The organism is Plantibacter auratus (genome assembly GCF_050587365.1).
GTDB lineage: Bacteria > Actinomycetota > Actinomycetes > Actinomycetales > Microbacteriaceae > Plantibacter > Plantibacter auratus.
The window spans coordinates 759,945-783,658 of the sequence record NZ_JBOBFV010000001.1; the positions used below are offsets into that span (position 1 = coordinate 759,945).

20 protein-coding genes and 2 tRNA genes are annotated in these 23,714 nt (G+C 69.0%); 8 read left to right on the forward strand and 14 right to left on the reverse strand.

What is annotated here, in order from left to right; genetic code table 11:
- Positions 1 to 4: 4 nt before the first annotated feature.
- From murA to ACQ3HE_RS03555, 8 genes are all read right to left on the reverse strand, one after another.
- The gene (gene murA, locus ACQ3HE_RS03520) at positions 5 to 1,375 is read right to left on the reverse strand and encodes a UDP-N-acetylglucosamine 1-carboxyvinyltransferase (RefSeq protein WP_430891341.1); all 1,371 of its coding nucleotides are present in this window, start codon (positions 1,373 to 1,375) and stop codon (positions 5 to 7) included.
- Between the two features lie 19 nt (positions 1,376 to 1,394).
- Positions 1,395 to 1,991 (reverse strand): 3-isopropylmalate dehydratase small subunit, encoded by a 597-nt coding sequence (leuD, locus tag ACQ3HE_RS03525; protein WP_274499730.1) that lies wholly within the window; start codon positions 1,989 to 1,991, stop codon positions 1,395 to 1,397.
- The gene (leuC, locus tag ACQ3HE_RS03530; protein WP_079705635.1) at positions 1,991 to 3,487 is read right to left on the reverse strand and encodes a 3-isopropylmalate dehydratase large subunit; all 1,497 of its coding nucleotides are present in this window, start codon (positions 3,485 to 3,487) and stop codon (positions 1,991 to 1,993) included. The genes leuD and leuC overlap by 1 nt, the downstream gene beginning before the upstream one ends.
- Before the next feature lie 191 nt (positions 3,488 to 3,678).
- Positions 3,679 to 4,785, reverse strand: a complete 1,107-nt coding sequence (locus ACQ3HE_RS03535) for a DUF4333 domain-containing protein (protein ID WP_430891342.1) — start codon at positions 4,783 to 4,785, stop codon at positions 3,679 to 3,681.
- Complete coding sequence (locus ACQ3HE_RS03540) at positions 4,782 to 5,708, reverse strand: hypothetical protein (protein ID WP_079705632.1); 927 nt, start codon at positions 5,706 to 5,708, stop codon at positions 4,782 to 4,784. Before ACQ3HE_RS03540 ends, ACQ3HE_RS03535 begins: the two co-directional genes overlap by 4 nt.
- Entirely contained in the window at positions 5,705 to 6,760 is a 1,056-nt protein-coding gene (locus tag ACQ3HE_RS03545) for a trypsin-like serine peptidase (RefSeq protein ID WP_085510604.1), read from the reverse strand. Before ACQ3HE_RS03545 ends, ACQ3HE_RS03540 begins: the two co-directional genes overlap by 4 nt.
- Before the next feature lie 164 nt (positions 6,761 to 6,924).
- Positions 6,925 to 6,997: transfer RNA gene (locus tag ACQ3HE_RS03550), tRNA-Glu, on the reverse strand.
- 108 nt (positions 6,998 to 7,105) lie between these two features.
- Positions 7,106 to 8,008: a diacylglycerol/lipid kinase family protein gene (locus tag ACQ3HE_RS03555; RefSeq protein WP_159878359.1), complete on the reverse strand. Its 903-nt coding sequence runs from the start codon at positions 8,006 to 8,008 to the stop codon at positions 7,106 to 7,108.
- Positions 8,009 to 8,091: 83 nt separating this feature from the next.
- Here ACQ3HE_RS03555 and ACQ3HE_RS03560 point away from each other — a divergent pair, with 83 nt between their 5' ends.
- Positions 8,092 to 8,730 carry an MBL fold metallo-hydrolase gene (locus ACQ3HE_RS03560; protein ID WP_124769078.1) on the forward strand — a complete coding sequence of 213 codons (639 nt, stop codon included), beginning with the start codon at positions 8,092 to 8,094 and terminating at the stop codon, positions 8,728 to 8,730.
- Positions 8,731 to 8,740: 10 nt separating this feature from the next.
- Here ACQ3HE_RS03560 and ACQ3HE_RS03565 read toward each other — a convergent pair whose 3' ends face one another.
- Positions 8,741 to 9,835: a fatty acid desaturase family protein gene (locus ACQ3HE_RS03565; RefSeq protein ID WP_085510601.1), complete on the reverse strand. Its 1,095-nt coding sequence runs from the start codon at positions 9,833 to 9,835 to the stop codon at positions 8,741 to 8,743.
- A 374-nt stretch (positions 9,836 to 10,209) separates the two neighbouring features.
- Here ACQ3HE_RS03565 and ACQ3HE_RS03570 point away from each other — a divergent pair, with 374 nt between their 5' ends.
- On the forward strand, positions 10,210 to 10,413 hold the full coding sequence (locus tag ACQ3HE_RS03570; protein WP_056006986.1) for a cold-shock protein: 204 nt from the start codon (positions 10,210 to 10,212) through the stop codon (positions 10,411 to 10,413).
- Positions 10,414 to 10,580: 167 nt separating this feature from the next.
- On the opposite strand, the gene ACQ3HE_RS03575 is transcribed toward ACQ3HE_RS03570, so the two are convergent.
- Positions 10,581 to 11,282 (reverse strand): SOS response-associated peptidase, encoded by a 702-nt coding sequence (locus tag ACQ3HE_RS03575; protein ID WP_079705628.1) that lies wholly within the window; start codon positions 11,280 to 11,282, stop codon positions 10,581 to 10,583.
- A gap of 141 nt (positions 11,283 to 11,423) precedes the next feature.
- On the opposite strand from ACQ3HE_RS03575, the gene ACQ3HE_RS03580 reads away from it, so the two are divergent.
- From ACQ3HE_RS03580 to ACQ3HE_RS03605, 6 genes are all read left to right on the forward strand, one after another.
- Positions 11,424 to 12,161 carry a hypothetical protein gene (locus ACQ3HE_RS03580; RefSeq protein WP_193555816.1) on the forward strand — a complete coding sequence of 246 codons (738 nt, stop codon included), beginning with the start codon at positions 11,424 to 11,426 and terminating at the stop codon, positions 12,159 to 12,161.
- The gene (locus ACQ3HE_RS03585) at positions 12,158 to 13,753 is read left to right on the forward strand and encodes a DNA polymerase Y family protein (protein WP_430891344.1); all 1,596 of its coding nucleotides are present in this window, start codon (positions 12,158 to 12,160) and stop codon (positions 13,751 to 13,753) included. The genes ACQ3HE_RS03580 and ACQ3HE_RS03585 overlap by 4 nt, the downstream gene beginning before the upstream one ends.
- Positions 13,754 to 13,797: 44 nt before the next feature.
- On the forward strand, positions 13,798 to 17,220 hold the full coding sequence (locus ACQ3HE_RS03590; RefSeq protein WP_430891346.1) for an error-prone DNA polymerase: 3,423 nt from the start codon (positions 13,798 to 13,800) through the stop codon (positions 17,218 to 17,220).
- A 154-nt stretch (positions 17,221 to 17,374) separates the two neighbouring features.
- Positions 17,375 to 17,851, forward strand: a complete 477-nt coding sequence (locus ACQ3HE_RS03595) for a DapH/DapD/GlmU-related protein (protein WP_079002213.1) — start codon at positions 17,375 to 17,377, stop codon at positions 17,849 to 17,851.
- Between the two features lie 106 nt (positions 17,852 to 17,957).
- Positions 17,958 to 19,364 carry a tyrosine-protein kinase domain-containing protein gene (locus ACQ3HE_RS03600; protein WP_430891348.1) on the forward strand — a complete coding sequence of 469 codons (1,407 nt, stop codon included), beginning with the start codon at positions 17,958 to 17,960 and terminating at the stop codon, positions 19,362 to 19,364.
- On the forward strand, positions 19,361 to 19,972 hold the full coding sequence (locus ACQ3HE_RS03605) for an arsenate reductase/protein-tyrosine-phosphatase family protein (protein ID WP_430891350.1): 612 nt from the start codon (positions 19,361 to 19,363) through the stop codon (positions 19,970 to 19,972). The genes ACQ3HE_RS03600 and ACQ3HE_RS03605 overlap by 4 nt, the downstream gene beginning before the upstream one ends.
- A gap of 107 nt (positions 19,973 to 20,079) precedes the next feature.
- Here ACQ3HE_RS03605 and ACQ3HE_RS03610 read toward each other — a convergent pair.
- The 4 genes from ACQ3HE_RS03610 to ACQ3HE_RS03625 all read right to left on the reverse strand — a co-directional run bounded on the left by ACQ3HE_RS03610 (position 20,080) and on the right by ACQ3HE_RS03625 (position 23,638).
- Positions 20,080 to 20,154, reverse strand: a tRNA-Gln gene (locus tag ACQ3HE_RS03610).
- Between the two features lie 91 nt (positions 20,155 to 20,245).
- Complete coding sequence (locus ACQ3HE_RS03615) at positions 20,246 to 21,166, reverse strand: NAD(P)/FAD-dependent oxidoreductase (RefSeq protein ID WP_430891351.1); 921 nt, start codon at positions 21,164 to 21,166, stop codon at positions 20,246 to 20,248.
- Positions 21,163 to 22,683, reverse strand: a complete 1,521-nt coding sequence (gene gltX, locus ACQ3HE_RS03620; protein ID WP_430891353.1) for a glutamate--tRNA ligase — start codon at positions 22,681 to 22,683, stop codon at positions 21,163 to 21,165. Before gltX ends, ACQ3HE_RS03615 begins: the two co-directional genes overlap by 4 nt.
- Positions 22,676 to 23,638: a LysR family transcriptional regulator gene (locus tag ACQ3HE_RS03625; RefSeq protein ID WP_430891355.1), complete on the reverse strand. Its 963-nt coding sequence runs from the start codon at positions 23,636 to 23,638 to the stop codon at positions 22,676 to 22,678. Before ACQ3HE_RS03625 ends, gltX begins: the two co-directional genes overlap by 8 nt.
- Positions 23,639 to 23,714 lie beyond the last annotated feature (76 nt).

Genomic DNA, 23,714 nt, shown 5'->3' on the forward strand with positions numbered 1-23,714 from the left:
CGGACTACTTCGTTTCGAGGACGAAGTCAGCACCGAGCTGCTGGAGCTTCACGATGAAGTTCTCGTACCCACGACTGATGATGCCGACGTTGCTGACCGTCGACTTGCCCTCGGCGGTGAGCGCCGCGATGAGGTGGCTGAAGCCACCGCGGAGGTCGGGGACCTCGATGTCGGCACCGTGCAACGGCGTCGGGCCGTTGATCACGGCGGCCTGCTCGAGGTTGCGCCGCGGCACGCGACGAGGCGTACCCGACAGCCCATTGGGGTGCACGACGATGTTCGCGCCCATGGTGTTGAGCGCGTCCGTGAAGCCGAACCGGTTCTCGTAGACGGTCTCGTGGACGATCGACTCGCCCGTCGCCTGCGTCAGCGCGACGATGAGGGGCTGCTGCCAGTCCGTCATGAAGCCGGGGTGCACGTCGGTCTCGATGACCACGGGCTTCAGCTCCTCCTTGCGGTAGAACCGGATGCCGTCGTCGGTGATGTCGAACCCGCCACCGGCCTTGCGGAAGATGTTGAGGAACGTCATCATGTCCTGCTGCTTCGCGCCGTCGACGAAGACGTCGCCGTCGGTCGCGAGCGCGGCCGACGCCCAGCTCGCTGCCTCGTTGCGGTCGCCGATGGCCGTGTGGTCGTACCCCTCGAGCTTGTCCACGCCCTCGATGAGGATCACGCGGTTGGGCTCGTAGGAGATGATCGCGCCCATCTTCTGGAGGACGGCGATGAGATCCATGATCTCCGGCTCGATCGCCGCACCCTTGAGCTCCGTGGTGCCCTTGGCCCGGACCGCCGTGAGCAGGACCTGCTCCGTGGCGCCGACGCTCGGGTACGGAAGGTGCACCGTCGTCCCGTGCAGACCGTTCGGGGCCGAGAGACGGATGCCCTGCGGGAGCTTCTCCACCACCGCGCCGAACTTGCGGAGCGCGTCGAGGTGGAAGTCGATGGGGCGGTCGCCGATGCGGCAGCCTCCGAGGTCGGGGATGAACGCCGCCCCGAGGCGGTGGAGCAGCGGCCCGCAGAACAGGATCGGGATCCGGGAGAAGCCGGCGTGTGCGTCGATCTCCTCCATGTGCGCGGACTCGACGTTGGTCGGGTCGAGGCGGAGCTCGTTCGGGTTCTCGCCCTCCGTCACGTCCACGCCGTGGATCTCGAGCAGGGAACGGACGACCCGGACGTCGCTGATGTTCGGCACGTTGCGCAGGACGCTGACGTTCTCGCCGAGCAGCGACGCGACCATCGCCTTGGTCACGAGGTTCTTGGCACCCTTGACCTCGATGCGGCCTCTGAGCGGGATACCGCCGTTGATCGTGATGCGGTCGACATCGAGTCCGACCGACGAGCCTGCCGCCTGTGACGCCTGGACGAGTGAATTCAAACCGGTACCTACTGCCTTGCTACTTGACGGGAATGGTGCGGGGCAGCCAGTTCGGCCGCCGGGCCTCGAACGCGGTGATCTGCTCTTCGCTACGGAGCGTCAGCCCGATGTCATCGAGTCCTTCGATGAGCCGCCACCGAGTGTAATCGTCGACCTGGAACGAAACCGTGAGATCGCCGACCGTGATGGTGCGGGCGATGAGGTCGACGACGGAATCGGACCCGGGAGCGGCCTCGATCGCAGCCCAGAGCTGCTCGAGCTCCTCCTCGCTGACCTGGGCGGCGAGGAGACCCTGCTTCCCGGAGTTCCCGCGGAAGATGTCGCCGAAGCGGGACGACACGACGACCTTGAACCCGAAGTCGCGCAAGGCCCACACGGCGTGCTCACGCGACGAGCCGGTGCCGAAGTCGTGCCCCGCGACGAGGATGCTGGCACCCTGGTAGACGGGCTGGTTCAGGACGAAATCGGGGTCCTGACGCCACCCCGCGAAGAGCGCGTCCTCGAAGCCGGTCTTCGTGACCCGCTTCAGGTAGACGGCGGGGATGATCTGGTCGGTGTCGACGTTGGAACGCCGCATCGGAGCGGCGACGCCGGTGACGGTCGTGAACTTGTCCATCAGGCGTGCACGCCTTCCTGCTCGGTGGCGGCGTGTCTGCCGGGCTCGACCTCGAGATCGGCCGGGCTGGAGAGTGTTCCGCGGATGGCGGTCGCCGCGGCGACGAGCGGCGAGACGAGGTGCGTGCGGCCGCCCTTGCCCTGGCGACCCTCGAAGTTGCGGTTCGACGTCGAGGCGCAGCGCTCCCCCGGAGCGAGCTGATCGGGGTTCATCCCGAGGCACATGGAGCATCCGGCGAACCGCCACTCCGCACCGAAGTCAGTGATGATCTTGTCGAGCCCCTCGGCCTCAGCCTCGATCCGAACCCGGGCGGAACCCGGGACGACCATGACCCGCACACCCTCGGCCTTCGTGCGGCCCTCGATGACGGATGCGAACGCCCGCAGGTCTTCGATGCGGCTGTTCGTGCAGGAGCCCATGAAGACCGCGTCCACCGGGATCTCCTTCATCGGGGTGCCGGCTTCGAGCGCCATGTACTCCAGGGCGCGCTCGGCGGCGGACCGCTCGTTCGGGTCGGCGATGGCCGCGGGGTCGGGCACGTTCTCGCTGAGCGAGACGCCCTGGCCCGGGTTGGTGCCCCAGGTGACGAAGGGTTCCAGCGTGTCGGCGTCGAGGAAGACCTCGGCGTCGAAGGCGGCGCCTTCATCGGTCGCCAGGGTGTCCCAGTAGGCGACGGCCTCATCCCAGTCGGCTCCGGTCGGAGCGTGCGGGCGGCCCTGCAGGTAGTCGTAGGTGATCTGGTCCGGGGCGACCATGCCGGCCCGGGCCCCGGCCTCGATCGACATGTTGCAGATCGTCATGCGGCCCTCCATGGAGAGCGCACGGATCGCCGAGCCGCGGTATTCGAGGACGTAGCCCTGCCCGCCGCCGGTGCCGATCTTCGCGATGACGGCGAGGATGATGTCCTTGGCGGTCACGCCCGGCCGCAGCGTGCCTTCGACGGTGATCGCCATGGTCTTGAACGGCTTCAACGGCAGCGTCTGCGTGGCCATGACGTGCTCGACCTCGCTGGTGCCGATGCCGAAGGCCATGGCCCCGAAGGCGCCGTGGGTCGAGGTGTGCGAGTCGCCGCAGACGACCGTGATCCCGGGCATCGTGAGGCCGAGCTGCGGCCCGACGACGTGGACGATCCCCTGGTCGAGGTCGCCGAGGGAGTGGATCCGCACCCCGAACTCCGCGGCGTTGCGACGGAGGGTCTCGATCTGTGTGCGGCTCGTGAGGTCGGCGATCGGCTTGTCGATCGCGAGCGTCGGGGTGTTGTGGTCCTCGGTCGCGATCGTGAGGTCGACGCGACGCAGCGGCCGGTCGGCCAGGCGCAGACCGTCGAAGGCCTGCGGGCTCGTCACCTCGTGGACGAGGTGCAGGTCGATGTAGATGAGGTCGGGCGTGCCGTCCTCACCCTTGACGACGAGGTGGTCGTCCCAGACCTTCTCGGCGAGCGTGCGCGGGTGCTCGGGAATGCTCGGGACGGACGGATCGGCGTTCAGCTGCGACATGTCGTGGAATTCCTTCAAACGATGAGTGGTCAGGCGTCAGCGACCTCCGCGACGAGGGAGCCTGGAACTAGGCCTCGTCGCGGCTGGGAAGGAGGAGCAGCCCGGACAACATTCGCCCAGCGTACCACCCGGTCCGTGGCGAAGCCGTCGGCACCGTCGTCGCTCGAGGGGACGCCGGTGCCGACACCGTGCTACTTCGGCGCGTCGATCCCGACCCGATACTGCCCCTGGTCGTTGATGACCTCGACGGCCACCGGGTAGCTCTTCGCGTTGTACGAGAACGTGCACTCGAACTGTGTCCCGGTCGTGGCCGGCTGATCACTCGGGCACTCGACCTTCTCGACGTCTGCGAGCCCGAAGTCCTGCTTGAGCACCTCGGCCACACCGGTCTGCACCGAGCCGCGGTCGAGCATCGGCGTGAACAGGCGACCGACCGAGAGGAGGGTGAGCGGGACGGCGATGAGTGATGCGGCGACCGCACCGATGAGCACGCCGATCCAGAGCTTGCGCCCGAGCGGCTTCCGGGCGGGTTTGCGGCTCGCAGCAGGCTGCTGGCCCGCGACGCCGTACTCGGGGCCGGGACGGAACGGACCGGTCTGCTGTGGACCGGACTGCGATCCCTGCTGCTGTGGACCTGGCTGGAACGGGCCGTTCGGGTGCTGCGCCTGTCCCGGACCGAAGGGCTGGGGCCCGGTGGGGCGTGCCTGACCGTAGGGCGGCTGACCCTGCGGCCCCTGAGGCTGGCTTTGAGGCTGACCCTGCGGCGCGCCGAGTGGACGTCCCTGTGGAGCCTGGCTGGGGGCCCGACCCTGCTGAGGACCCCCGGACGCGTGACCGGGCTGACCGTTCGATGTCGGGGGCCGGAACCCGTCCGGACCGCCTGGCCGCCCCTGCTGCTGCGGCTGCTGGTTCGGACCAGCGTTCGAGGGCCGCTGCTGCTGCGCCCACGGCTGCCCAACAGGTGCGCCGGCGAACGGCGCTCCGGGCTGGGCGGACGGTTGCGGCGCAGGACCGTTGGGCTGCTGCCCTGGGGCGCCTCCCTGCGGACGGGGCCCTCCACCGGTCTGACCAGGCGCGGACGGCTGCGACGGGACGCCCTGCGGCGGTCCGTTCTGACCCTGCGGCGCGCCGTTCTGGGGTGCACCGTTCTGCGGCGGCGTCTGACGCTGCGGGCTTCCCGGTCCGAACTCCAGGCGGGGTGCGTTCGGGTCGGGCAATCCCGGCGGCTGCTGGTCGGGGCGCAGGGGGCCGCCGACCGGGGGCTTTCCGAGGTCCTCGGGTTTCTGGTCGTCGGTCATTTCCTCAACTCCTCGATCCGATCCCAGAACGCGGCCTGATCGGCCGCCGGGATCGCAGTCACGTCGAATCCTGATGGTTCCGTCGGCAGGTCTTCGAGCGTCGACGTGCCCGACACCTCGAAGCCGGCCTGCAGTTGCAGCTTGGTCTCGCTCTCGACCGTCCCGCTCAACTCCATCTTCACGAGGCCGCCCTCGGCGTTCTGGAAGATCGTCACCGGCAGGAGGGTCGCGAGGTCGTCCTCACTGAACGACGAGACGAGGTCGTCCGGGAGGTCGAAGAGCGTCCCGACGGCCAACACGCTCTCGAGGCTGGCGCTCGTCGAGATCTGCGAGGAGCCGTCGTTCCGCATCGAGACGACGACACTGCTGAGGACGCCTTCCTTCGAGCTCCGCGTGGCTTCGACCGCGGTGTAGATGTCGCAGGCGATGGAGATGCCCGGGTAGACGCAGGCGGGTCCGAGTGAGCCCTCCGCATCCTCCTCGGCGACGTACTGGGTCTGTACGGCCACCCACTCCGTCGGTGCGAGCTCCTTGAGTTCCCCGCCGAGCAGGAGGAGGTCGTATGCGGCACCCGGCAGATGGTAGATGTCGACGGTGTCGCCGTCAGCCGAGCCCTTGTCCTGGCTGAACGACGAGGTCGGGTCGCCGAAGAGGACCACCGAGTCGTTCTCGTGCGACTCGAGGTCGCCCGAGACGGCGTGGACGTATGCCGACCCGATCACGTCCGGCGCCTGGCCGATCTGGGCCGACAGCAGCTCGAACCTCGCCTCGGCGAGATCCTGCATGTAGCCCTGCTGGGCGGCGGCGTCGGGGAACGCCGATCCGGGCGTCGTGCAGGCGCTCAAGGCGAGCGCGGCACTCCCGGCCAGAGCCAGGACACCGATCCGCCGACGGCGTCGCGTCATGCTCGTGCTGGCGGTCATGACCCCTCCGCCAGAGCGTCGTTGTACAGGGTGAGCGCCCGCTGTCCGAGGACGGGGCCCTCGAGCCAGGAACCGTCGCCGCGCGAGGTGACCGAGGTGACGTACCCGGCGCCGGTGGCGGGATCCAGCCGGGTGAGCCAGCCACCGCCCGAGCAACCCGGGGTCATGAGGCAGTCGACCCGGTAGCCGGCATAGCCCTTGGTGGCGGCCTGGCTCGCGCAGTAGCGCTGCGACTGTCCGTCGAACGGGGCGGCCGACGGGTAACCGATCACGGTGATTCCCTCAGGTGGTGTACCGAAGGAGATGCCCTGACCGCCGGTCACCTCCTGGATCTTCTGGCCTGCAGCGTTCGGGGCGAGTCGGATGAAGGCGAAGTCGTAGGCCCAACCGTTGCCGCTCGTCGCACCGCTGGCGTCCGAGGTCGCCTCACTCGTGAACTCGTCGGGGACGTAGGTGCTGACCCCGGCCCACTGCCCGTAGGGCTGGGTCTGGCCGTTGGCCGCGTCGGCCGGGATGAAGATGATGTTCTCGGCGAGCTGTTTGCCGTACGTGTCCCAGACGCAGTGGCCCGCCGTCAGGACGAGGTCCATGGTCGGTGCGTTCACGACGCTCGCGGAACAGACGTAGGTGGCGCCGCCGATGGAGAAGTAGAGACGTCCCTGCGTGGCCGCCGCCAGTCCGGTCGCCGGGTACGGGTCGCCGGCCGCTGTCGGGGCGATGGCCTTGACATCGACGTCGGGACCGACACCGGTACTCGGGTGCACGACCACGCCGGTGGCCTGGTCGCCCGTGAGCGTGTCCTGCCCCGGCTTCAGGTCCGGTGCCGTCGCTCCCCCGAACTTGTCGTCGGTCCAGTAGTCGTTGACCTCCTGGGGACTCGCGTCGAAGTCCTTGCGCAGCGTGTCGTCGGTGCCACCGGCGACGTCGACGACGGGGCCCGCGCCCCCGGCCACGGGCTCCCCGGTCACCGGGATGGAGCACCCCGTCAGCAAGGCGGCGAGGATCAGGACTGCGGCTGTCGCCGGAGCGCGGCGCTTCTGCTTCACGGTCACCCGGCCAAGCTAGCACGCAGCGGCACTCGGCGAGATCGGTGCGGGCCCTGCCTTCCGCGCATCCCGCAGGGCCTGCGTGGACATCCCGGGGCATGCTCGAGCCGCCAAATGAACGAAGCCCCGCTTCCTGATGACTCAGGAAAGCGAGGCTTCGTTCGGTGTTGTGACCCCAACGGGATTTGAACCCGTGCTGCCGCCGTGAGAGGGCGGTGTCCTAGGCCGCTAAACGATGGGGCCGTAAGCAACGGATATGAGTATGCCATACGATTTCGAGCCGTACAAATCGAGGCCACCAGCGGCATCCGACGGGCGTGTCGCGCGGTGGTCACGATCGGCCGGACAGGCTCAGGCGAGCACGCGGAGGGCACCGGGGACCACATCGATCGTGACCGGCAGCGGACCGATGCGCTCCCCGTCGGCATAGGCCGTGATGCCGTCCGCGGCGATCGAGACCGAACGGACCCGCGACAGTCGCACGATGTCGAGATCCGTGTGGGCACCCGAGAAGACCTTGGGGAACAGCCGGAGGAACCGGAACCGGGACACGGGAGCGACGACGAACAGGTCGAATCGGCCGTCGGCGAGGTCCGCCTGCGGCGCGATGAGCATGCCACCACCGATCGAGGTGTTGTTTGCGACGGCCAGGAGGACGGCGTCGACCGTCTCCGGCGCCCCGTCCACGGTCAGCTCGTACCGGCGGGGTCGCAGGGCCAGGAGCTCACGGAGGATCGCGATCGTATACCGACTGCGCCCGCGCGGCCGTCGCATGCGGTTCGCCCGTTCGTTGACGAGGGCGTCGAAGCCTGCGGACACCGCACCGACGAACCAGGTCATCCGCTCGCCGTCGGTCACCGTGCCGGCGTCGATCACCCGCGGCTCACCCTCGAGCGCACGGAGCAGGGACGCGATCGCGGCTGCAGGATCACCCAACGGGATCCCGAGGCCCCTGGCGATGTCGTTGCCCGTACCGGACGGGACCACGCCGAACGGCAGGCCCGAGTCACGTACCGCCTCGACGGCCAGACTCACCATGCCGTCGCCACCGACGACGACGAGCGCGTCCAACCCAGCCTCGATCGCAGTCTGCACCGCACTCCGGAGCTGTCCGACGGTCCGCTCCTGCAGGCGGACGGCGCGATGCCCGGCTTGCTCGAGGGCGTCGAGCACCATCGGGCCCACGGCTCGGGTCGAGCCGAACGACGCGGTCGGGTTGATGGCGACGCCGATGCGTCGGGGCTGCGTGGTCACCTGCCGATTCTGACAGGCCCACGGCGGGTGGATACCCGGACGACCGGGTTGCCCCCGGCGCTCCCACGGTATTCACTCGTCGTATGAGACTCACGAAGTTCGAACATGCAGCATTCCTCCTCGAGACGGACGGCGCCAAGCTGATCGTCGACCCGGGCGCGTTCACGTCCCCGATCGCCGATGTGGAGCACACCGCGGCGGTCCTGATCACGCACCTGCACCCCGACCACTGGACCGCGGAGCACCTCGACCGCATCCTCGCCGCGAGCCCGGAGGCCGTCCTCTACGGACCGGCCGGTGTGGCCGCCGCCGCGGACGGGTACGACATCACCGTCGTCGCCCCGGGAGACGTGGTCGAAGCGGGGCCCTTCACGCTCCGCTTCTTCGGCGGGACCCACGCGGTCATCCATTCGTCGATCCCGGTGATCGACAACGTGGGCGTCCTCATCAACGACCTCGTGTACTACCCCGGCGATTCCTTCGCCGTCCCCGAGGGCGTCGAGGTCGACGTCCTGGCCGCCCCGGCGGGTGCACCGTGGATGAAGATCTCCGAGGGCATGGACTTCGTCACCGCCGTCGCGCCGAAGCGCGCGTTCGGGACGCACGAGATGGTGCTCTCGGGGCCGGGACAGAGCATGTCGCACGACCGCCTGCAGTGGGCGACCGAACAGGGCGGTGGGACCTACTACCCGCTCGCCCCGCTCGACACGCTCGAGGTCTGAGACCGGTCGACTACCGGCGGCGGAAGTTCGCCGCCGCCGGGCAGTCGAACGGGTCGCGGGCCGAGAGGCCGACCCGGTTGAGGTACTCGATGACGATGGCGTAGGACTGCAGCAGGGTCGTCTCGGTGTACGGCACCTGCTGGGTCTCACAGTGCTCCCGCACGATGACGCGAGCACGAGCCAGAGCCGGGCGAGGCATGCTCGGGAACAGGTGGTGCTCGATCTGGTAGTTCAGGCCGCCCATGAAGGTGGCCATGCCGAAGCCGCGGACGTTGCGCGAGGTCAGCACCTGCTTGCGGAGGAAGTCGAGCTTCATGTCGGCCGGGATGATCGGCATGCCCTTGTGGTTCGGCGCGAAGGACGCACCCATGTAGACGCCGAAGACCGCGAGCTGGACGCCGAGGAACGCGAACGCCATGCCGACGGGCAGGAAGAGGAAGATCGCGGCCAGGTACAGACCGACGCGGGCGACGATCATGCTGATCTCGGCGGCGCGGCCGTCGACCTTGCCCGGACCGAAGAGGGTCTTGAAGGACAGCGCGTGGAGGTTGATGCCCTCCAACATGAGGAGGGGGAAGAAGAGGTAGCCCTGCTTGCGGGTGATGAGGGCCTGCAGGCCCTTGGCCTTGGCAGCGTCCTCCTCGATGAAGGAGATCGTGTCGATCTCGATGTCGGGGTCCTTGGTGACCTGGTTCGGGTTCGCGTGGTGGCGCGTGTGCTTCGTCATCCACCACGAGTAGCTGATGCCGACGATGCCCGCCGCGAGGAACCGGCCGGCGCGGTCGTTCGCGCGGCCCGACTCGAAGACCTGGCGGTGCGAGGCCTCGTGGGCGAGGAAGGCGAACTGGGTGAGGATGATGCCGAGCGCGCCGGCGATGAGCAGCTGGAACCAGGACTCGCGGAGCAGGACGAACCCGGTGACGCAGCCGAGGAGCGCGATCACGAGGAACGAGAACGTGAGGATGTAGAACGTGCGGTGGCGGCGGAGGAGTCCCGCTTCGCGAACCGTCTTCAACAGCGACGAGTAGGAGCTGGTGACGTTCGCAGCGCCGGGCTTGCGGGGGCTCGTGGCACGAACCGGGCCGAGGATGGCTTCAGTTGACATGGGCACTCCGGAGGAATCGTGTCGACTTCCCAGCCGGGGCGATGAGCGGATGCTCGGACGAGCGCGAGCTCTGCAGATGGCCACAGCCTACGGTCGGTGTCTGAAGAATCACCCCACATCACGACATCCGACCCCAGATCAGGCCACTCACCCGCCAGTTGTCGAGAAAAGACGCAGAATTGGCCAATCCGTTACGTGTTCGGCTGCCGTTTCGAGCCGAGATGGGCTAACGTGGATCGAAGTTGTTGTGTTGCGCAGGTATTTCAAGCCGCGTTTCCACCGATGGATACGCTGCTTTTCTGAGGAGCGAGCAAAGAACACCGCGACGAACGGGCCCGAAAGTCGGGAACGGTCACTCATGAAAGAGGAAATACATGTCAACTGGAACTGTGAAGTGGTTCAACGCCGAAAAGGGCTTCGGATTCATCACTCCTGACGACGGCAGCGCCGACGTCTTCGCACACTTCTCCGCCATCGCGACGAGCGGCTACCGCTCGCTCGAGGAGAACCAGAAGGTCGAGTTCGAGACCAACCAGGGCCCCAAGGGCCTGCAGGCCGAGAACATCCGCCCCCTCTGATTCTCTGATCAGTCGGAGCTGACGATCCGAGCGGCCGGTCATTCCAGCCCTCGCGTCTGAGACACCGAGAACCGCCCCTGACGTTCGCGTCAGGGGCGGTTCTGTGTGTCCGGGGCGGGTTTCGTGTTTCCTGGGCGGTTCCGCGCCTCCGGGCGACTCTCCTGCGGCTACTCCTGGACGGGGAGGATGAGCTCAGGACCATCGCCCTGCAACGGCGCCACCCGGTGGAAGACGAGCTGCTCCGCGACGTCGGTCGCTGCGGACACCATCTCGTCGACCTCGTCCTGGTCGGCCTCGTGGTGCGGATCGAGCCAGGCGTCCCAGCATTCCGGAGGCAGCGTCACGGGCGTCCGTGGGTGAAGCTCCTGCAAGGGACCGACCGCCGGCCGCGTGAGGATGGTCGCACTCAGCACCCAACGCCGTGGGTCGTCGTCCGGTAGCGAGCGATCGCGCCACCACGAGTAGAGGGCCGCGAAGACGATCGGTTCACCACCAGCGGTCTGCACGTAGTACGGGGTCTTCGTCGCACCCTCGGTGTGCCACTCGTAGTACCCGGCGGCAGGGACCAACGCGCGCTTCTGCTTGACCGATGGCGCGAACGTGGGCTTGGTGGTGACCTCCTCCGCGCGAGCGTTGAAGGTCGGGTACTGACTCTTCAACTCGGTGGCGAACGACGGCACGAGTGACCACCGCGCCGATTCGAGCCGACGGACCACCGGCCCCGTCTTCACCGAGTCGAGGATGATCGGGATCTGCTCGGTCGGGCGCACGTTGTACGAGGGCCCGGGCAGCTCGGCAGCCGCGTGGTCGATGTCGAAGAGCTCGATGAGTTCCTCGGTGGATTCGGTCACGACGAAACGTCCGCACATGGGCCCAGCGTACCGGGCGCTGCTGACACCGCGGACCGCGTGTCGGTGGGATGCAGGACCATGGTCGAGTCATCCGTCGGTCGTCGTCGAGACCGGATCGAGCCGGTTGACTTGTTCGAAGATATGTTCGAATATTGAGCCATGGCCCTCCGCGCACTCGTCGACTCCCCCGTCAGGGCGGACACCGCGACCGAGCTGCACGAACTCCAGGGGCGCATCAAGCGGATGCAGGGGACGCGCCTCGACACCCGATCCCTGCCGACCGCTCCTGAGCTCTCCCGGCTCCTGCCCGGTGGCGCCCTCCAGGCCGGAGGCAGCTACTCCGTGCTCGGCTCCACGGCACTCGCCATGTCGCTCATGGCCGGACCGTCCGCAGCCGGGACCTGGTGCGCCGTCATCGGTCTCCCGTCGTTCGGCGTGGAGGCGGCGGCCTCCATGGGCATCGACCTCGAACGACTCGTCCTCGTCCCCCAGCCCGGTCCGGACTGGCTCACGGTCACCGCGGCCATGGCCGACGTCGCCGGCGTGCTCATCACAGCGCCTCCCGGACGGATCGCCCCGAGCGACGCCGCCAGACTCGCGGCTCGCCTCCGGCAGCGCGAGGCCGCACTGATCGTCCTCGGTTCCTGGCCGCAGAGCGATGCGACGTTGCGCGTGACCGAGAGCTCCTGGAGCGGCCTCGGGGCGGGGCACGGACATCTCCGGCATCGGCGGCTCACCGTCAGCTCGATGCTCGGCCAGGGGGCTGCGGGCCGGCCCAGGACCGCACACCTGACGCTGCCCCTGGGATCGACCGAGGGTCGCACCGCGCCGCTCGCCGGCTCCGGTCTCCTCGACGACGACACGGTCGTCCGGCTCCCGATGGTCGTGAACCGATGACGACCGAACCGCCTGCGGGACCGGTCGAGCGCACCATGGTCCTCTGGTGCCCCGACTGGCCGATCGTGGCGGCACGACTCTCCGGGACACTGTCCGAGGACACGACCGACGCTCCGCTGGCCCTGGTCGAGCATGGTGAGGTCCTGGCCTGCGACGCCACCGCACGTGCAGCGGGAGTGCGGCGAGGACTCCGTGTCCGCGAGGCTGAGGCCCGCTGTCCGGACCTGGCGATCGCCGACTACGACCCGGTCGTCGACACCCGCGCCTTCGAGCCGATCCTCCTCGGCATCGAGGAGCTCATGCCGGGCGTCCAGCCCTTCCGGGCCGGGCTCTGCGCCATCCGATCCCGAGGACCGAGCAGATACTACGGCGGCGAGTCGGCTGCGGCGGAGGTCCTCCTGGCCCGCCTCGACGAGCTCGGTGTCCCCGATGCACGGATCGGCATCGCCGACGGCCCCTTCGCCGCGGAGCAGGCCGCGAGGTCCACCGCGTTCCAGCAGGACGGTTCCCGGATCATCGTCATCCCCTCCGGAGCCTCTCCCGCCTTCCTGGCCCCACTCCCCCTGTCCACACTCGGGCGCCCCGAACTCAGCTCACTGCTGCACCGGCTCGGGATCAGCACCCTGGGGGCGTTCGGCGCACTGCCCGCGACCGAGGTCCGCGACCGCTTCGGCCCCGACGGCGCCCGAGCGCACCGCCTCGCAGCCGGCACGGACGCCCGAAGCGTCGTCCCTCGCGTGCCGCCGACGGAGCTGGCCGTGTCGATCGCCTTCGAGCCCCCGCTCGACCGCATCGATCAGCTGACCTTCGGGTTCCGGCAGTCCGCGGAACGGTTCATCACCGGCCTGGCCGAGGCCGGCCTCGTGACCACCGCGATCACGATCAGCATGCGGAGCGAGCGCGGGGAGCGCTCCACCCGCACCTGGCTCCACCCACGCTGGTTCACCGCCGGCGACGTCCTCGATCGCGTGCGCTGGCAGTTGCAGGGCGCGTCCAACATCGATCACGGACTCGCCTCCCCCGTCGAACTCGTCGAGGTCGTCCCGGAGACCCTCGACGACGCCGCGGAACACGAGGAAGGGCTCTGGGGCAGCGGACCGGATGAACGCATCCACAGCGGACTCGCCCGCGTCCAGAGCATGCTCGGTCACGACGGCGTCGTGACCGCGGTGCCGTCCGGCGGACGCCTCCTCCTCGACCGCCGCATCCTGGTCCCCTGGGGCAGTGTTCCACCGGGTGGTGAGGCGGCCGTGGCCGAACGCAGGAACCGGCCCTGGCCCGGGACCATCCCGGGAGCGGCTCCGTCGACCGTCTTCGACACCGCCGTGCCGGTCGAGGTCGTCGACGCGACGGGACTGGCCGTGGCGGTCGACGAGCGCAGCACCGTGAGTGCAGCGCCCGCACGGTTCTTCGCCCTCTCGGACTGGCACGTCATCGACGGCTGGGCCGGCCCCTGGAGCATCGACGAACGCTGGTGGGACGACGACGGCCACCATCGCGTCCACCGTCTCCAGGTCCTCGACGACTCGGGTGAGGCCTGGCTCCTCCTGCTGGAGGAGCAGCACTGGAGGGCCGAGGCCCGCTACGACTGAACCGCATCACGTCCGCACCGCACCGCATGACGAAGGAGCCCAGCATGGGATGGAACAACCCCCCGGTCTCATGGTCGGAGTTCGAGCGCCGTCTGTCCGACGCGAGCCGACCGGCCACCCTGCCGCTGGGAGCCGACGGCGGGGACAGCCCGGCCTGGTCGCGGAAGCGTCAACCGTACGTCCCCGAACCACCGGAGCAGCGCCCGACGACGACGCGGGTCCCCTATGCGGAACTCCACGCGCACTCGAGCTTCAGCTTCCTCGACGGCGCGAGCCCGCCGGAGCGGCTCGTCGAAGAGGCTGCGGCACTCGGCCTGCACGCGCTCGCGCTCACCGACCACGACGGTTTCTACGGCGTCGTACGGATGGCCGAGGCGGCGGAACGGTTCCCCGACCTCCGGACGGTCTACGGTGCCGAACTGTCCATCGGCTTGGACCGGCCGCAGAACGGCGTCCCCGACCCCGTCGGGCATCATCTACTCCTGCTCGCCCGTCGAGCAGAGGGGTATCACCGCCTGGCCGGCGCGATCACGGACGCACAACTCGCCGACGGAGCCGAGAAGGGCCACCCGATCTACGACCTCGAGCGGCTCGCCGCTTCCGTCGCCGGCCACGTGACCGTGCTCACCGGGTGCCGCAAGGGGTTCGTCCGCACCGCGCTCCGTGAGCACGGTCTGGAGGCCGCCGCCGCCGCGGTCGACCGACTCGTCGCCCTGTTCGGTCCGGAGCACGTCGTCGTCGAGTTGAGCGACCACGGCCACCCGGAGGACTCGGCGGAGAACGATGCACTCGCCGAGATCGCGGCGTTGCTCGACCTCACCGTCGTCGCCACGGGCAACGTCCATTACGCCACGCCCGAGCAGCATCGACTCCAGACCGCGCTGGCGGCCGTCCGAGCACGACGCAGCCTCGACGAGCTCGACGGATGGCTTCCCGCGGCCGGAACCGCGCACCTGCGGAGCGGAGCCGAGATGGCGGACCGGTTCGCCAGATATCCCGGAGCGGTGGCACGGAGCGTCGAGCTGGCCGACGAACTCGCCTTCAGCCTGCGGGCGGTCCGCCCGAAGCTCCCGCGACAGCGCGTCCCGGAGGGCCATACGCCCATGAGCTGGCTTCGGCACCTCGTGCTCGAAGCCGTCCCCGTCAAGTACCCCGACGCCACTCCCGAACACCTCCGACGCATCGAACGGGAGCTCGAGGTCATCGAGCAGAAGGACTTCCCCGGGTACTTCCTGATCGTGCACGACATCGTCAGTTTCGCCCGCGGCCGGGGCATCCTCTGCCAGGGACGCGGTTCCGCCGCGAACTCGGCCGTCTGCTACCTGCTCGGGATCACCGCCGTCGACTCGATCTTCTACGAGCTGCCGTTCGAACGGTTCCTCTCCAGCATGCGGGAGGAGGAGCCCGACATCGACGTCGACTTCGACTCCGACCGGCGCGAGGAGGCCATCCAGTACGTCTACGAGACCTACGGGCGCCGCAACGCCGCTCAGGTCGCGAACATCATCAGCTATCGGCCGAAGTTCGCCGTCCGCGACACCGCCAAGGCGCTCGGGTACAGCCCCGGTCAGCAGGACGCCTGGTCGAAACAGGTCGAGCGTTGGGGCGGGGTCATGTCGAGCGCCGACCACGACATCCCCGAGCGCGTCGTCGGTCTTGCGCAGCAGATGCTCACCCTGCCTCGGCACCTGGGCATCCACTCGGGTGGCATGGTGCTGACCGATCGGCCGGTCGGCGAGGTCTGCCCGATCGAGCACGGGCGCATGGACGGTCGCACGGTCCTCCAGTGGGACAAGGACGACTGCGCCTGGATGGGTCTCGTCAAGTTCGACCTCCTGGGTCTCGGCATGCTCTCGGCCATCCAGTACTGCTTCGACCTCGTGGCCGAGCACACCGGGGAACGCTGGACCCTGGAGACCATCCCGAAGGACGAAGCAGGGGTCTACGACCAGCTCTGCCGGGCCGACACCATCGGGGTCTTCCAGGTGGAGAGCCGCGCGCAGATGGGCATGCTGCCGCGCTTGCTCCCCCGCCGGTTCTACGATCTCGTCATCGAGGTCGCCATGATCAGGCCGGGGCCCATCCAGGGCGGCGCGGTGCACCCCTACCTGCGCCGGAAGACCGGCCAGGAGCCCATCACCTACCTCCACCCGAGCCTCGAACCGGTCCTCGAACGCACGCTCGGCGTGCCGTTGTTCCAGGAGCAGCTCATGCAGATGGCGATGGCCGTCGGTGGGTGCTCGGCCGAGGATGCTGACCTCCTGCGCCGGGCGATGGGATCGAAGCGCGGCGAGGAGAAGATCGAGAGCCTCAAGGACACGCTGTACGTCGGCATGGCCGGTAACGGCATCGTCGGTGCGGACGCCGATGCCGTGTACGCCAAGATCCAGGCCTTCGCCAACTTCGGCTTCGCCGAGAGCCACTCCCTGAGCTTCGCCCTCCTCGTCTACGTGAGCGCCTGGCTGCGCCTGCACTACCCGGGGGCGTTCCTCGCGGCCCTGCTCCGCGCGCAGCCCATGGGGTTCTACTCGCCGATGACCCTCGTCGCCGACGCCCGCCGACACGGCGTCTCCGTCCTGCGTCCCGATCTGCATCGCTCCGGCGCACAGGCCGGCCTCGAAGCGCTCGACCCGGAGGCCACCCCCGGCGCCCCGGTCGCTCCCGGCGGGCGCACGCGCTGCCTCGAACACGAACAGGGGCCGACCGGTCTCTTCGATCCGCTCCTTCCCGACGATTCGGCAGGACACCGGCGCGACGGCGCACTCGCCGTCCGGCTGGGACTCTCCTCCGTCCAGGGGATCGGTGAGGAGCTCGCGAAGCGGATCGTCGCCGAACGGGAGTCCGGAGGGCTGTTCACCAGCCAGGCCGACCTGGCCAGGCGGATCGGCCTGAGCTCCTCGCAGTTGGAGTCGCTGTCGGCGGCAGGCGCCTTCGACGGATTCGGCCTCACCCGTCGTGAGGCGATGTGGGGCGCAGCGCAGGCCAGTCGGCATCGTCCCGACCAGCTCGAGGGGACGTTCACGACCGTGCAGCCGCCGTTGCTCCCGGTTCCGACGGCCGCCGAACAACTCATCTCCGATATCTGGTCGACCGGGATGTCGACCGACGACCACCCCATCCGCCACGTCCGAGCCGAGCTCATGCGACGAGGGGCGCTGCGGTCCGACGAACTCCTGACGGCGCAGACGGACCGTCGCGTGGAGGTCGGGGGTGTCGTGACGCATCGGCAACGGCCGGCGACGGCGAGCGGCATCACCTTCATGAACCTCGAGGACGAAGCGGGACTCGTCAACGTGATCTGCAGCGTCGGTGTCTGGAACCGGTATCGCCGCGTGGCCAGGGAAGCCCCGGCGATGGTGGTCTGCGGCATGCTGGAGCGATCACCGGAAGGCATCGTCAATCTGGTGGCGGATCGGTTGGAAGCGCTCCGGATCGGGGCGAACACCCGTTCGCGCGACTTCCAATGACCCGTCACGACCAAACCGCGGCGGGCTCCTCCTCCGAACACCCTCTACAGCACAGCACGAGACTCATGGGATTCCCAGGCAGGCCCCGGGAAGGAATGACCGGGAGCCACCCGGCGTTGTCCCCAGTGTTGAGTAGACCAGAAGGGGGTCACCCATGGCGAGAGTGTACGAAGAGATCGAAGGCCGGACCGGCGAGGTGGAGCGGTACCGTCACCACCCGAACGGCAAGGGCATGGTCGCAGCTCGTGCACTGATCGATCCGTCGGCGTTCATCGAACGCACTACGTTCGTGGAGGCTGACGCGGACATCCGTGCCAACGCCTGGATCGGTGCCGGAACCTGGATCGACCGATCTGCGGTGATCGGCGAAGGCGCCTTCATCGGCGCGAACGTCCACATCGGGGAGCGCTGTGTCATCGGACGCGGAGCGCGGGTCGGAAGCGACGCCCGTCTGGGTGCCGACGTCCAGGTCGCCCACGGCGCGAGCGTCGATCGGGATGCCAGGGTCGCAGACCGCACCGTGGTCGGCAGTGAACGCCCGGTCATGACCGAACCGACGGTCCGTCAGACGAACCGCGCCCCGCGCCGACCTCGTGCGAACGGCACCGACCGGTTCGGGAAGGCCGCCTGACCGGCAGACCACCCACCACCGTCATGCAGGGCCCGGACTCGAGAGTCCGGGCCCTGCGTCGTCTCCGCCGGACGCGACGCGCATGTCAGACGACTAACATATCAGAATGGACCTGAAGGACTACCTGCGCATCCTCCGCCATCGCTGGCTGCTCATCGTCGCGATCACCGCGGCAGCAGCGGCACTCGCCCACGGATACACCCTCATCACCCAGCCCGTGTACCAGTCGACTGGCCAACTGTTCGTCGCCGTCACCGGCGGCGACTCCGTCGGCGACCTCAATCAGGGCAACGCCTTCGCCCAGAGCCGCGTCGCCTCGTACGTGATCCTCGCCACCGGTTCGACCGTCCGGTCCACGGTGGCCGACCGCCTCGACCTCGACCCCGCGTCGCTCATCGGGACGATCTCAGCGTCCAATCCCGCGCAGTCGGTCCTGATCGACATCTCCGCCGTCGACAGCGATCCGGTGGCGGCAGCCCGCATCGCGAACACCGCAGCCCAGGTGCTCGTCGACCTCGTCGACGACGTCGAGAGCGCCAACGAGGTGGACACCGCCGGTGCGGTGGGTGATCCGACCCCCGTCGGGCTGACGATCGTGGAACAGGCGTCTCCACCCCGGTCCCCCGTCGCGCCGAACATGCTGCAGAACCTCGCGGTGGGCATCCTCGCCGGCCTCGCCCTGGGCGTCGGGATCACGCTGCTGATCGAGGTCCTCGACACCCGACTCCGCGGTCGCTCGGCGATCGAGCAGCTCACGGACACGAGCATCCTCGGCGCCTTCCACACGGAACCCACCGACGCGGCCCAACTCATCCTCGGATCGACGGAGAGCTACAGCCGACGCGCCGAGAGCTTCCGGCAGCTTCGGACACACCTCCAGTTCGCCTCCATCGACGGCGGACTCCGCAGTGTGATGGTCACGTCCTCGGTCCCGGGCGAGGGGAAGAGCACCACCGCGGCGAACCTCGCGCTCGTCCTCGCAGAGGCGGGGAACTCCGTCCTCCTCGTCGATGCGGACCTGCGCCGACCCCGCCAGCACGAGATGTTCGGTCTCGAGGGTGCGGTCGGGCTCACGACCGTGCTCACCGGCAGGATCAGCCTCGGCGATGCCTCGCAAGCGGTCGACGGGGCGGGGCGTCTCGCCGTCCTCACCTCCGGCGAGCTGCCCCCGAATCCGAGCGAACTCCTCGGATCAGCAGCGATGGAGCGTGCGCTCTCCGAGATGGAACACGCGTACGACGTGGTGGTCATCGACACACCCCCGCTCATCAACGTCTCGGACCCGACAGCACTGTCGACCCTTGCGAGCGGCGTCCTGCTCGTGGCGTCGGCCGACGGCCGACTGCACCGCGACCAGCTCCGGCAGTCCCTCGAGAACCTCAGCTTCGTCCAGGCGAAGCTCCTCGGGGTCGTCCTCAACCGCATCGAAGTGGCTCGAGGAGAGCAGTCGTCGTCCTACGCGTACTATCACCGGACCGCCCCGACGCGTCGACCACGGCGGACCACGGCATGAACACCCCGCTCGATCCGCCTCCGACCCGGATCCTGATCGTCTGCACCGGCAACATCTGTCGATCCCCGTATGCCGAGTTCCTCCTCGGCGGTGGGCTGTCGGAGGTCGACGCGTCCGGCTTCGAGGTGCGGAGCGCCGGGACGGGCGCGCTGCGCGGACACCCGATCGACCCCTCGAGCGCGGCGTTGCTCGGTCCGCTCGCCGCGACGGCGGCCGGCTTCACCGCGATGCAGCTCACCGCCGACCTCGTGGCTCGACAGGACGTCGTCCTCACCATGACGCGGGAGCATCGCAGCGCTGTCCTCCGGCTGTGCCCGGAGGCGCTGCGTCGGACCTTCTCCCTGCGTGAGTTCGCCCGGCTCCTCGACACCGTCGACTCGGGACGACTTCCCCGCCCTCGAGCAGGGCGCTGGATGCGTCTTGCCCCCGAGCTGGCGGCCAACCGGACGAGCGCACGACTCCCGGATCCGGCCCAGGACGACGTCGTCGACCCGTTCGGTCAGGGCCCGGAGGTCTTCCGTCGGATGGCGTCGCAGATCGCCCCGGCGGTCGAGCGCATCATCGTGTTCGAGCGCACTGCCGTCGCGGAGGATTCGGGGCCGCGCTGAGGGCGTCGGTGTGCCACTGCCTCCTCCGTCCCGCCGACGGGCCGAGCACGCCACAAACGACGAAAGCCCGCGAGGTGATCGCGGGCCTTCGTCGTGATGTTGCTGTCTGGCTGGGGTACCTGGACTCGAACCAAGAACAACTGAACCAGAATCAGTCGTGTTGCCAATTACACCATACCCCACTGTCGGAACCGAAGCCCCGACCGAAGAACAACACTAGCCTACGGAGGCGGCCGTCTCAAATCGAAGCGTCCCGGGCGCGTCGCGGAGCGCTCAGCCGGGGACGCCCGCGAGGTCCCGGTTGAGTGCCCTGGACACGCGAGCGCCGTTCCCGGCCGCCACGATGAGCTGCTGCGGACCGGGAGGCGTGATGTCCCCGGCGGCGTACACGCCCGGCACGGACGTGCGACCCCAGGCGTCGACCACGACGTACCCGTCGGTGTCGCGATCGAGTGAGAGCTGTTCCAGATATCCGAGGGGCGCGGCCCACTGCGGCCGCACGAAGCCCCCGGAGCGCGGGATGAGCGTACCGTCGGCGAGGCGGACACCGGTGAAGCCGTCGCGACCGCCGTCGAGCTCCGCGATCGCTCCGCGCTCGACCCGGATGCCCGCGGAAGCGAGTGCGGCTTCCTCGGGGCCGGTGACGGTGTCGGTACCGTTCGTGAAGACGATGAGGTCCGACGACCACTGTGCGATGAGGATCGCCCATTCCGCCAGGTCCGTCGTCTCGCCGATGAGCGCGAGCGGTGCGTCGGCCTTCTCGTACCCGTCGCACTCGACGCAGCTGTGCAGATCCGTTCCGTAGAAGGCCCGCAGGTTCGTGACCTTCGGCAGCGTCTCCGTGAGACCGCTCGCGACGACGACCGTCCGGGTCACGACGTCGCGATCCGGCTCGCCGCGGACCCCCTGGGCGACGACGTGGAAGCCGTCAGCAGTCGCCTCGATCGACTGCACGGACGCGAACTGGACCTCTGCGTTCGCGTACGCCGCGACCTCCTCGCGCCCCATTCGCCGGAGATCCAGCGGAGCGATGCCGTCGCGGGTGAGGAACCCATGCGAGCGCAGCGTCGCAGCATGCCGTGGGCGATTGCCGTCGAGCACGAGGATGCGCCGACGCGCGCGCGCCAGGTTCAGCGCGGCCGAGAGTCCCGCGGGTCCCGCGCCGACCACGACGACGTCGTACGAGTCGCTCATGACGCGAGGTGCGCGGAGAGCCGATCGAGTCGCGTGATCGATTCCGTCTTCCCGAGGATCTCGAGCGACTCGAAGAGCGGCGGGGAGATCCGACGCCCGGAAGCGGCGACGCGGAGCGGGCCGTAGGCGATACGGGGCTTCAGACCGAGGCCTTCGATGAGCGCGCCGGCGAGCGCGTCCTGGATCGAACCAGCCGTCCACTCCGACTCGGGGACGAGCTCGAGCGCGCCGATGGAGGCGGCGAGCACCTCGCCGGCGTTCGCCGGAAGCCCCTTGAGCGCGTCCTCCTGGTACTCGAGCTCCGCTGCACCGCGGAACAGGAAGCCGAGGAGTGCGGGGACCTCGCCGAGCAGCGCGATGCGCTCCTGGACGAGCGGGGCGGCCTGCTCGAGCACGGCCTGCTGCGCCTCGGTGACGGGCTCGCTCACCACGCCGGCCTCGACGAGGTACGGCGTGATGCGGCCGAGGAAGTCGGCCGGCTCCAGCAGTCGGATGTGGTCGCCGTTGATGGACTCCGCCTTCTTGAGGTCGAAGCGCGCCGGGTTCGGGTTGACGTCGACGACGTCGAACGCGGCGATCATCTCGTCGATCGAGAAGACGTCGCGGTCGCCACTCAGCGACCATCCGAGCAACGCGAGGTAGTTGATGAGCCCCTCCGGCACGAAGCCGCGGTCGCGGTGGTGGAAGAGGTTCGCCTCCGGGTCGCGCTTGGAGAGCTTCTTGTTGCCTTCGCCCATGACGTACGGCAGGTGACCGAACCGTGGGACGAAGGTCGTGAGGCCGATGTCGATGAGCGCGTGGTACAGCGCGATCTGCCGCGGTGTCGACGGCAGCAGGTCCTCGCCGCGGAGGACGTGGGTGATCTGCATGATGGCGTCGTCGACGGGGTTCACGAGCGTGTAGAGCGGCTTGCCGTTCGGGCGCACGAGGACGAAGTCCGTGAACGACCCGGCCGGGAAGGTGATCTCACCGCGCACGAGGTCGTCGAAGCTGAGGTCGTCGTCCGGGACCCGCAGACGGAGTGCCGGCTCGCGGCCCTCGGCTCGGAACGCGGCGCGCTGCTCGTCGGTGAGGTCGCGGTCGAAGTTGTCGTACCCGAACTGCTTCGGCCGGCCGGCCGCCTCGTTGCGGGCGTCGATCTCGTCGGCGTTCGAGAAGCTCTCGTAGAGGTGCCCGGCAGCCGTCAGCCGTGCGATCACGTCGGCGTAGATGTCGCTCCGCTCGGACTGCCGGTACGGCGTGTGGGGTCCGCCGACGCCGACGCCCTCGTCCCAGTCGAGCCGCAGCCACGTGAGCGCGTCGACGAGCTGCTCGTAGCTCTCCTCGCTGTCGCGAGCGGCATCGGTGTCCTCGATTCGGAAGACGAGCTTGCCCCCCGTGTGCCGGGCGTACGCCCAGTTGAACAGCGCCGTGCGGACGAGACCGACGTGGGGCGTGCCGGTCGGCGACGGGCAGAACCGGACGCGGACGTCGGTGCCAGAAGCCGTGGAGAAGGGGTGCGTAATCGTGTCAGACATCGCCTGTCATCTTAGTCGCGCCACCCACGGACGCGGCGATCCGCAGGAGTGCAGCGACGGCGGGGATACGGTCCGCGTGCTCGGCGCGGACGAGGTGGAGCGCCCGGTCGTCGTCGTTGCGCGTCGGCAGCACGACCACCTCGGTCGGCAGCTGTGCGGCCGCGAGCGCGAGGGTGGGTAGCAGGGCGACGCCGAGCCCGGCCGCCACCAGGGCGGTGACCGCGATCGCATTGTCGGTCTCGTGCGCGATGACGGGCTCGAAGCCGCTCGACCTGCAGAGACCGAGGAGATGACCTCGGCAACGCGGACAACCCGCGATCCAACGCTCACCGGCGAGGGCCGCGAGGTCGACCTGCCGATCACCGGCTCGAGCGTGGCCGACCGGGAGCACGAGACGCATCGGGTCGGTGCCGAACCGGCGCACGCGGAGTCCGGCCGCGCTCTCCCGATGCGGGTCGTCCGGATCGCCCGGGTAGCTGAAGGTGATCGCGACGTCGGCTTCACCGGCACGGACCGCGGCGACGGCCTCCGGCGGTTCGGCCTCGACGAAGGAGACCCCGATCCCCGGATGCTCGTCGGCCAGACGAGCGAGGAGCTGCGGCACGAGCATCGACGACGCCGAAGGGAAGGCGACGAGGCGCACCCGCCCACTCCGCAACCCCGAGAGTGCCGCGACCTCCTCGGACGCCGCGCGCACCGCTCGGTCCACCGCCACCGCATGTCCGGCGAGGATCGCACCGGCCTCGGTGAGGCGGACGCCCCGCCCGACGCGCTCGACGACCGGCATGCCGAGCCGCCGTTCGAGCCTGCGGAGATGCTGGCTCACCGCCGGTTGACTCGAGCCGAGCGCGTGCGCGGCGGCCGTGATCGACCCGGTCGAGGCGATGGCGCCGACGACGAGGAGGGAACCGGCGTCGAGGGCCGATGACGAGGGCTGCGGTGAAAGGGTGGACACCCTCGAAGCATAATCTCTCGTTATGGTTCTCATCGAGAGTCGGTCCTTGTCGTATGAATACCCGGCGAAGAGACTG

Coding starts and splice junctions, on each gene's coding strand:
- ACQ3HE_RS03605 (WP_430891350.1), top strand. CDS start 19,361: ATGAACACCCCGCTCGATCCGCCTCCGACCCGGATCCTGATCGTCTGC.
- ACQ3HE_RS03535 (WP_430891342.1), bottom strand. CDS start 4,785: ATGACCGACGACCAGAAACCCGAGGACCTCGGAAAGCCCCCGGTCGGC.
- ACQ3HE_RS03615 (WP_430891351.1), bottom strand. CDS start 21,166: ATGAGCGACTCGTACGACGTCGTCGTGGTCGGCGCGGGACCCGCGGGA.
- ACQ3HE_RS03565 (WP_085510601.1), bottom strand. CDS start 9,835: ATGTCAACTGAAGCCATCCTCGGCCCGGTTCGTGCCACGAGCCCCCGC.
- leuD (WP_274499730.1), bottom strand. CDS start 1,991: ATGGACAAGTTCACGACCGTCACCGGCGTCGCCGCTCCGATGCGGCGT.
- ACQ3HE_RS03575 (WP_079705628.1), bottom strand. CDS start 11,282: ATGTGCGGACGTTTCGTCGTGACCGAATCCACCGAGGAACTCATCGAG.
- ACQ3HE_RS03570 (WP_056006986.1), top strand. CDS start 10,210: ATGTCAACTGGAACTGTGAAGTGGTTCAACGCCGAAAAGGGCTTCGGA.
- ACQ3HE_RS03540 (WP_079705632.1), bottom strand. CDS start 5,708: ATGACCGCCAGCACGAGCATGACGCGACGCCGTCGGCGGATCGGTGTC.
- leuC (WP_079705635.1), bottom strand. CDS start 3,487: ATGTCGCAGCTGAACGCCGATCCGTCCGTCCCGAGCATTCCCGAGCAC.
- ACQ3HE_RS03560 (WP_124769078.1), top strand. CDS start 8,092: ATGAGACTCACGAAGTTCGAACATGCAGCATTCCTCCTCGAGACGGAC.
- gltX (WP_430891353.1), bottom strand. CDS start 22,683: ATGTCTGACACGATTACGCACCCCTTCTCCACGGCTTCTGGCACCGAC.
- ACQ3HE_RS03580 (WP_193555816.1), top strand. CDS start 11,424: ATGGCCCTCCGCGCACTCGTCGACTCCCCCGTCAGGGCGGACACCGCG.
- ACQ3HE_RS03600 (WP_430891348.1), top strand. CDS start 17,958: ATGGACCTGAAGGACTACCTGCGCATCCTCCGCCATCGCTGGCTGCTC.
- ACQ3HE_RS03585 (WP_430891344.1), top strand. CDS start 12,158: ATGACGACCGAACCGCCTGCGGGACCGGTCGAGCGCACCATGGTCCTC.
- ACQ3HE_RS03595 (WP_079002213.1), top strand. CDS start 17,375: ATGGCGAGAGTGTACGAAGAGATCGAAGGCCGGACCGGCGAGGTGGAG.
- ACQ3HE_RS03590 (WP_430891346.1), top strand. CDS start 13,798: ATGGGATGGAACAACCCCCCGGTCTCATGGTCGGAGTTCGAGCGCCGT.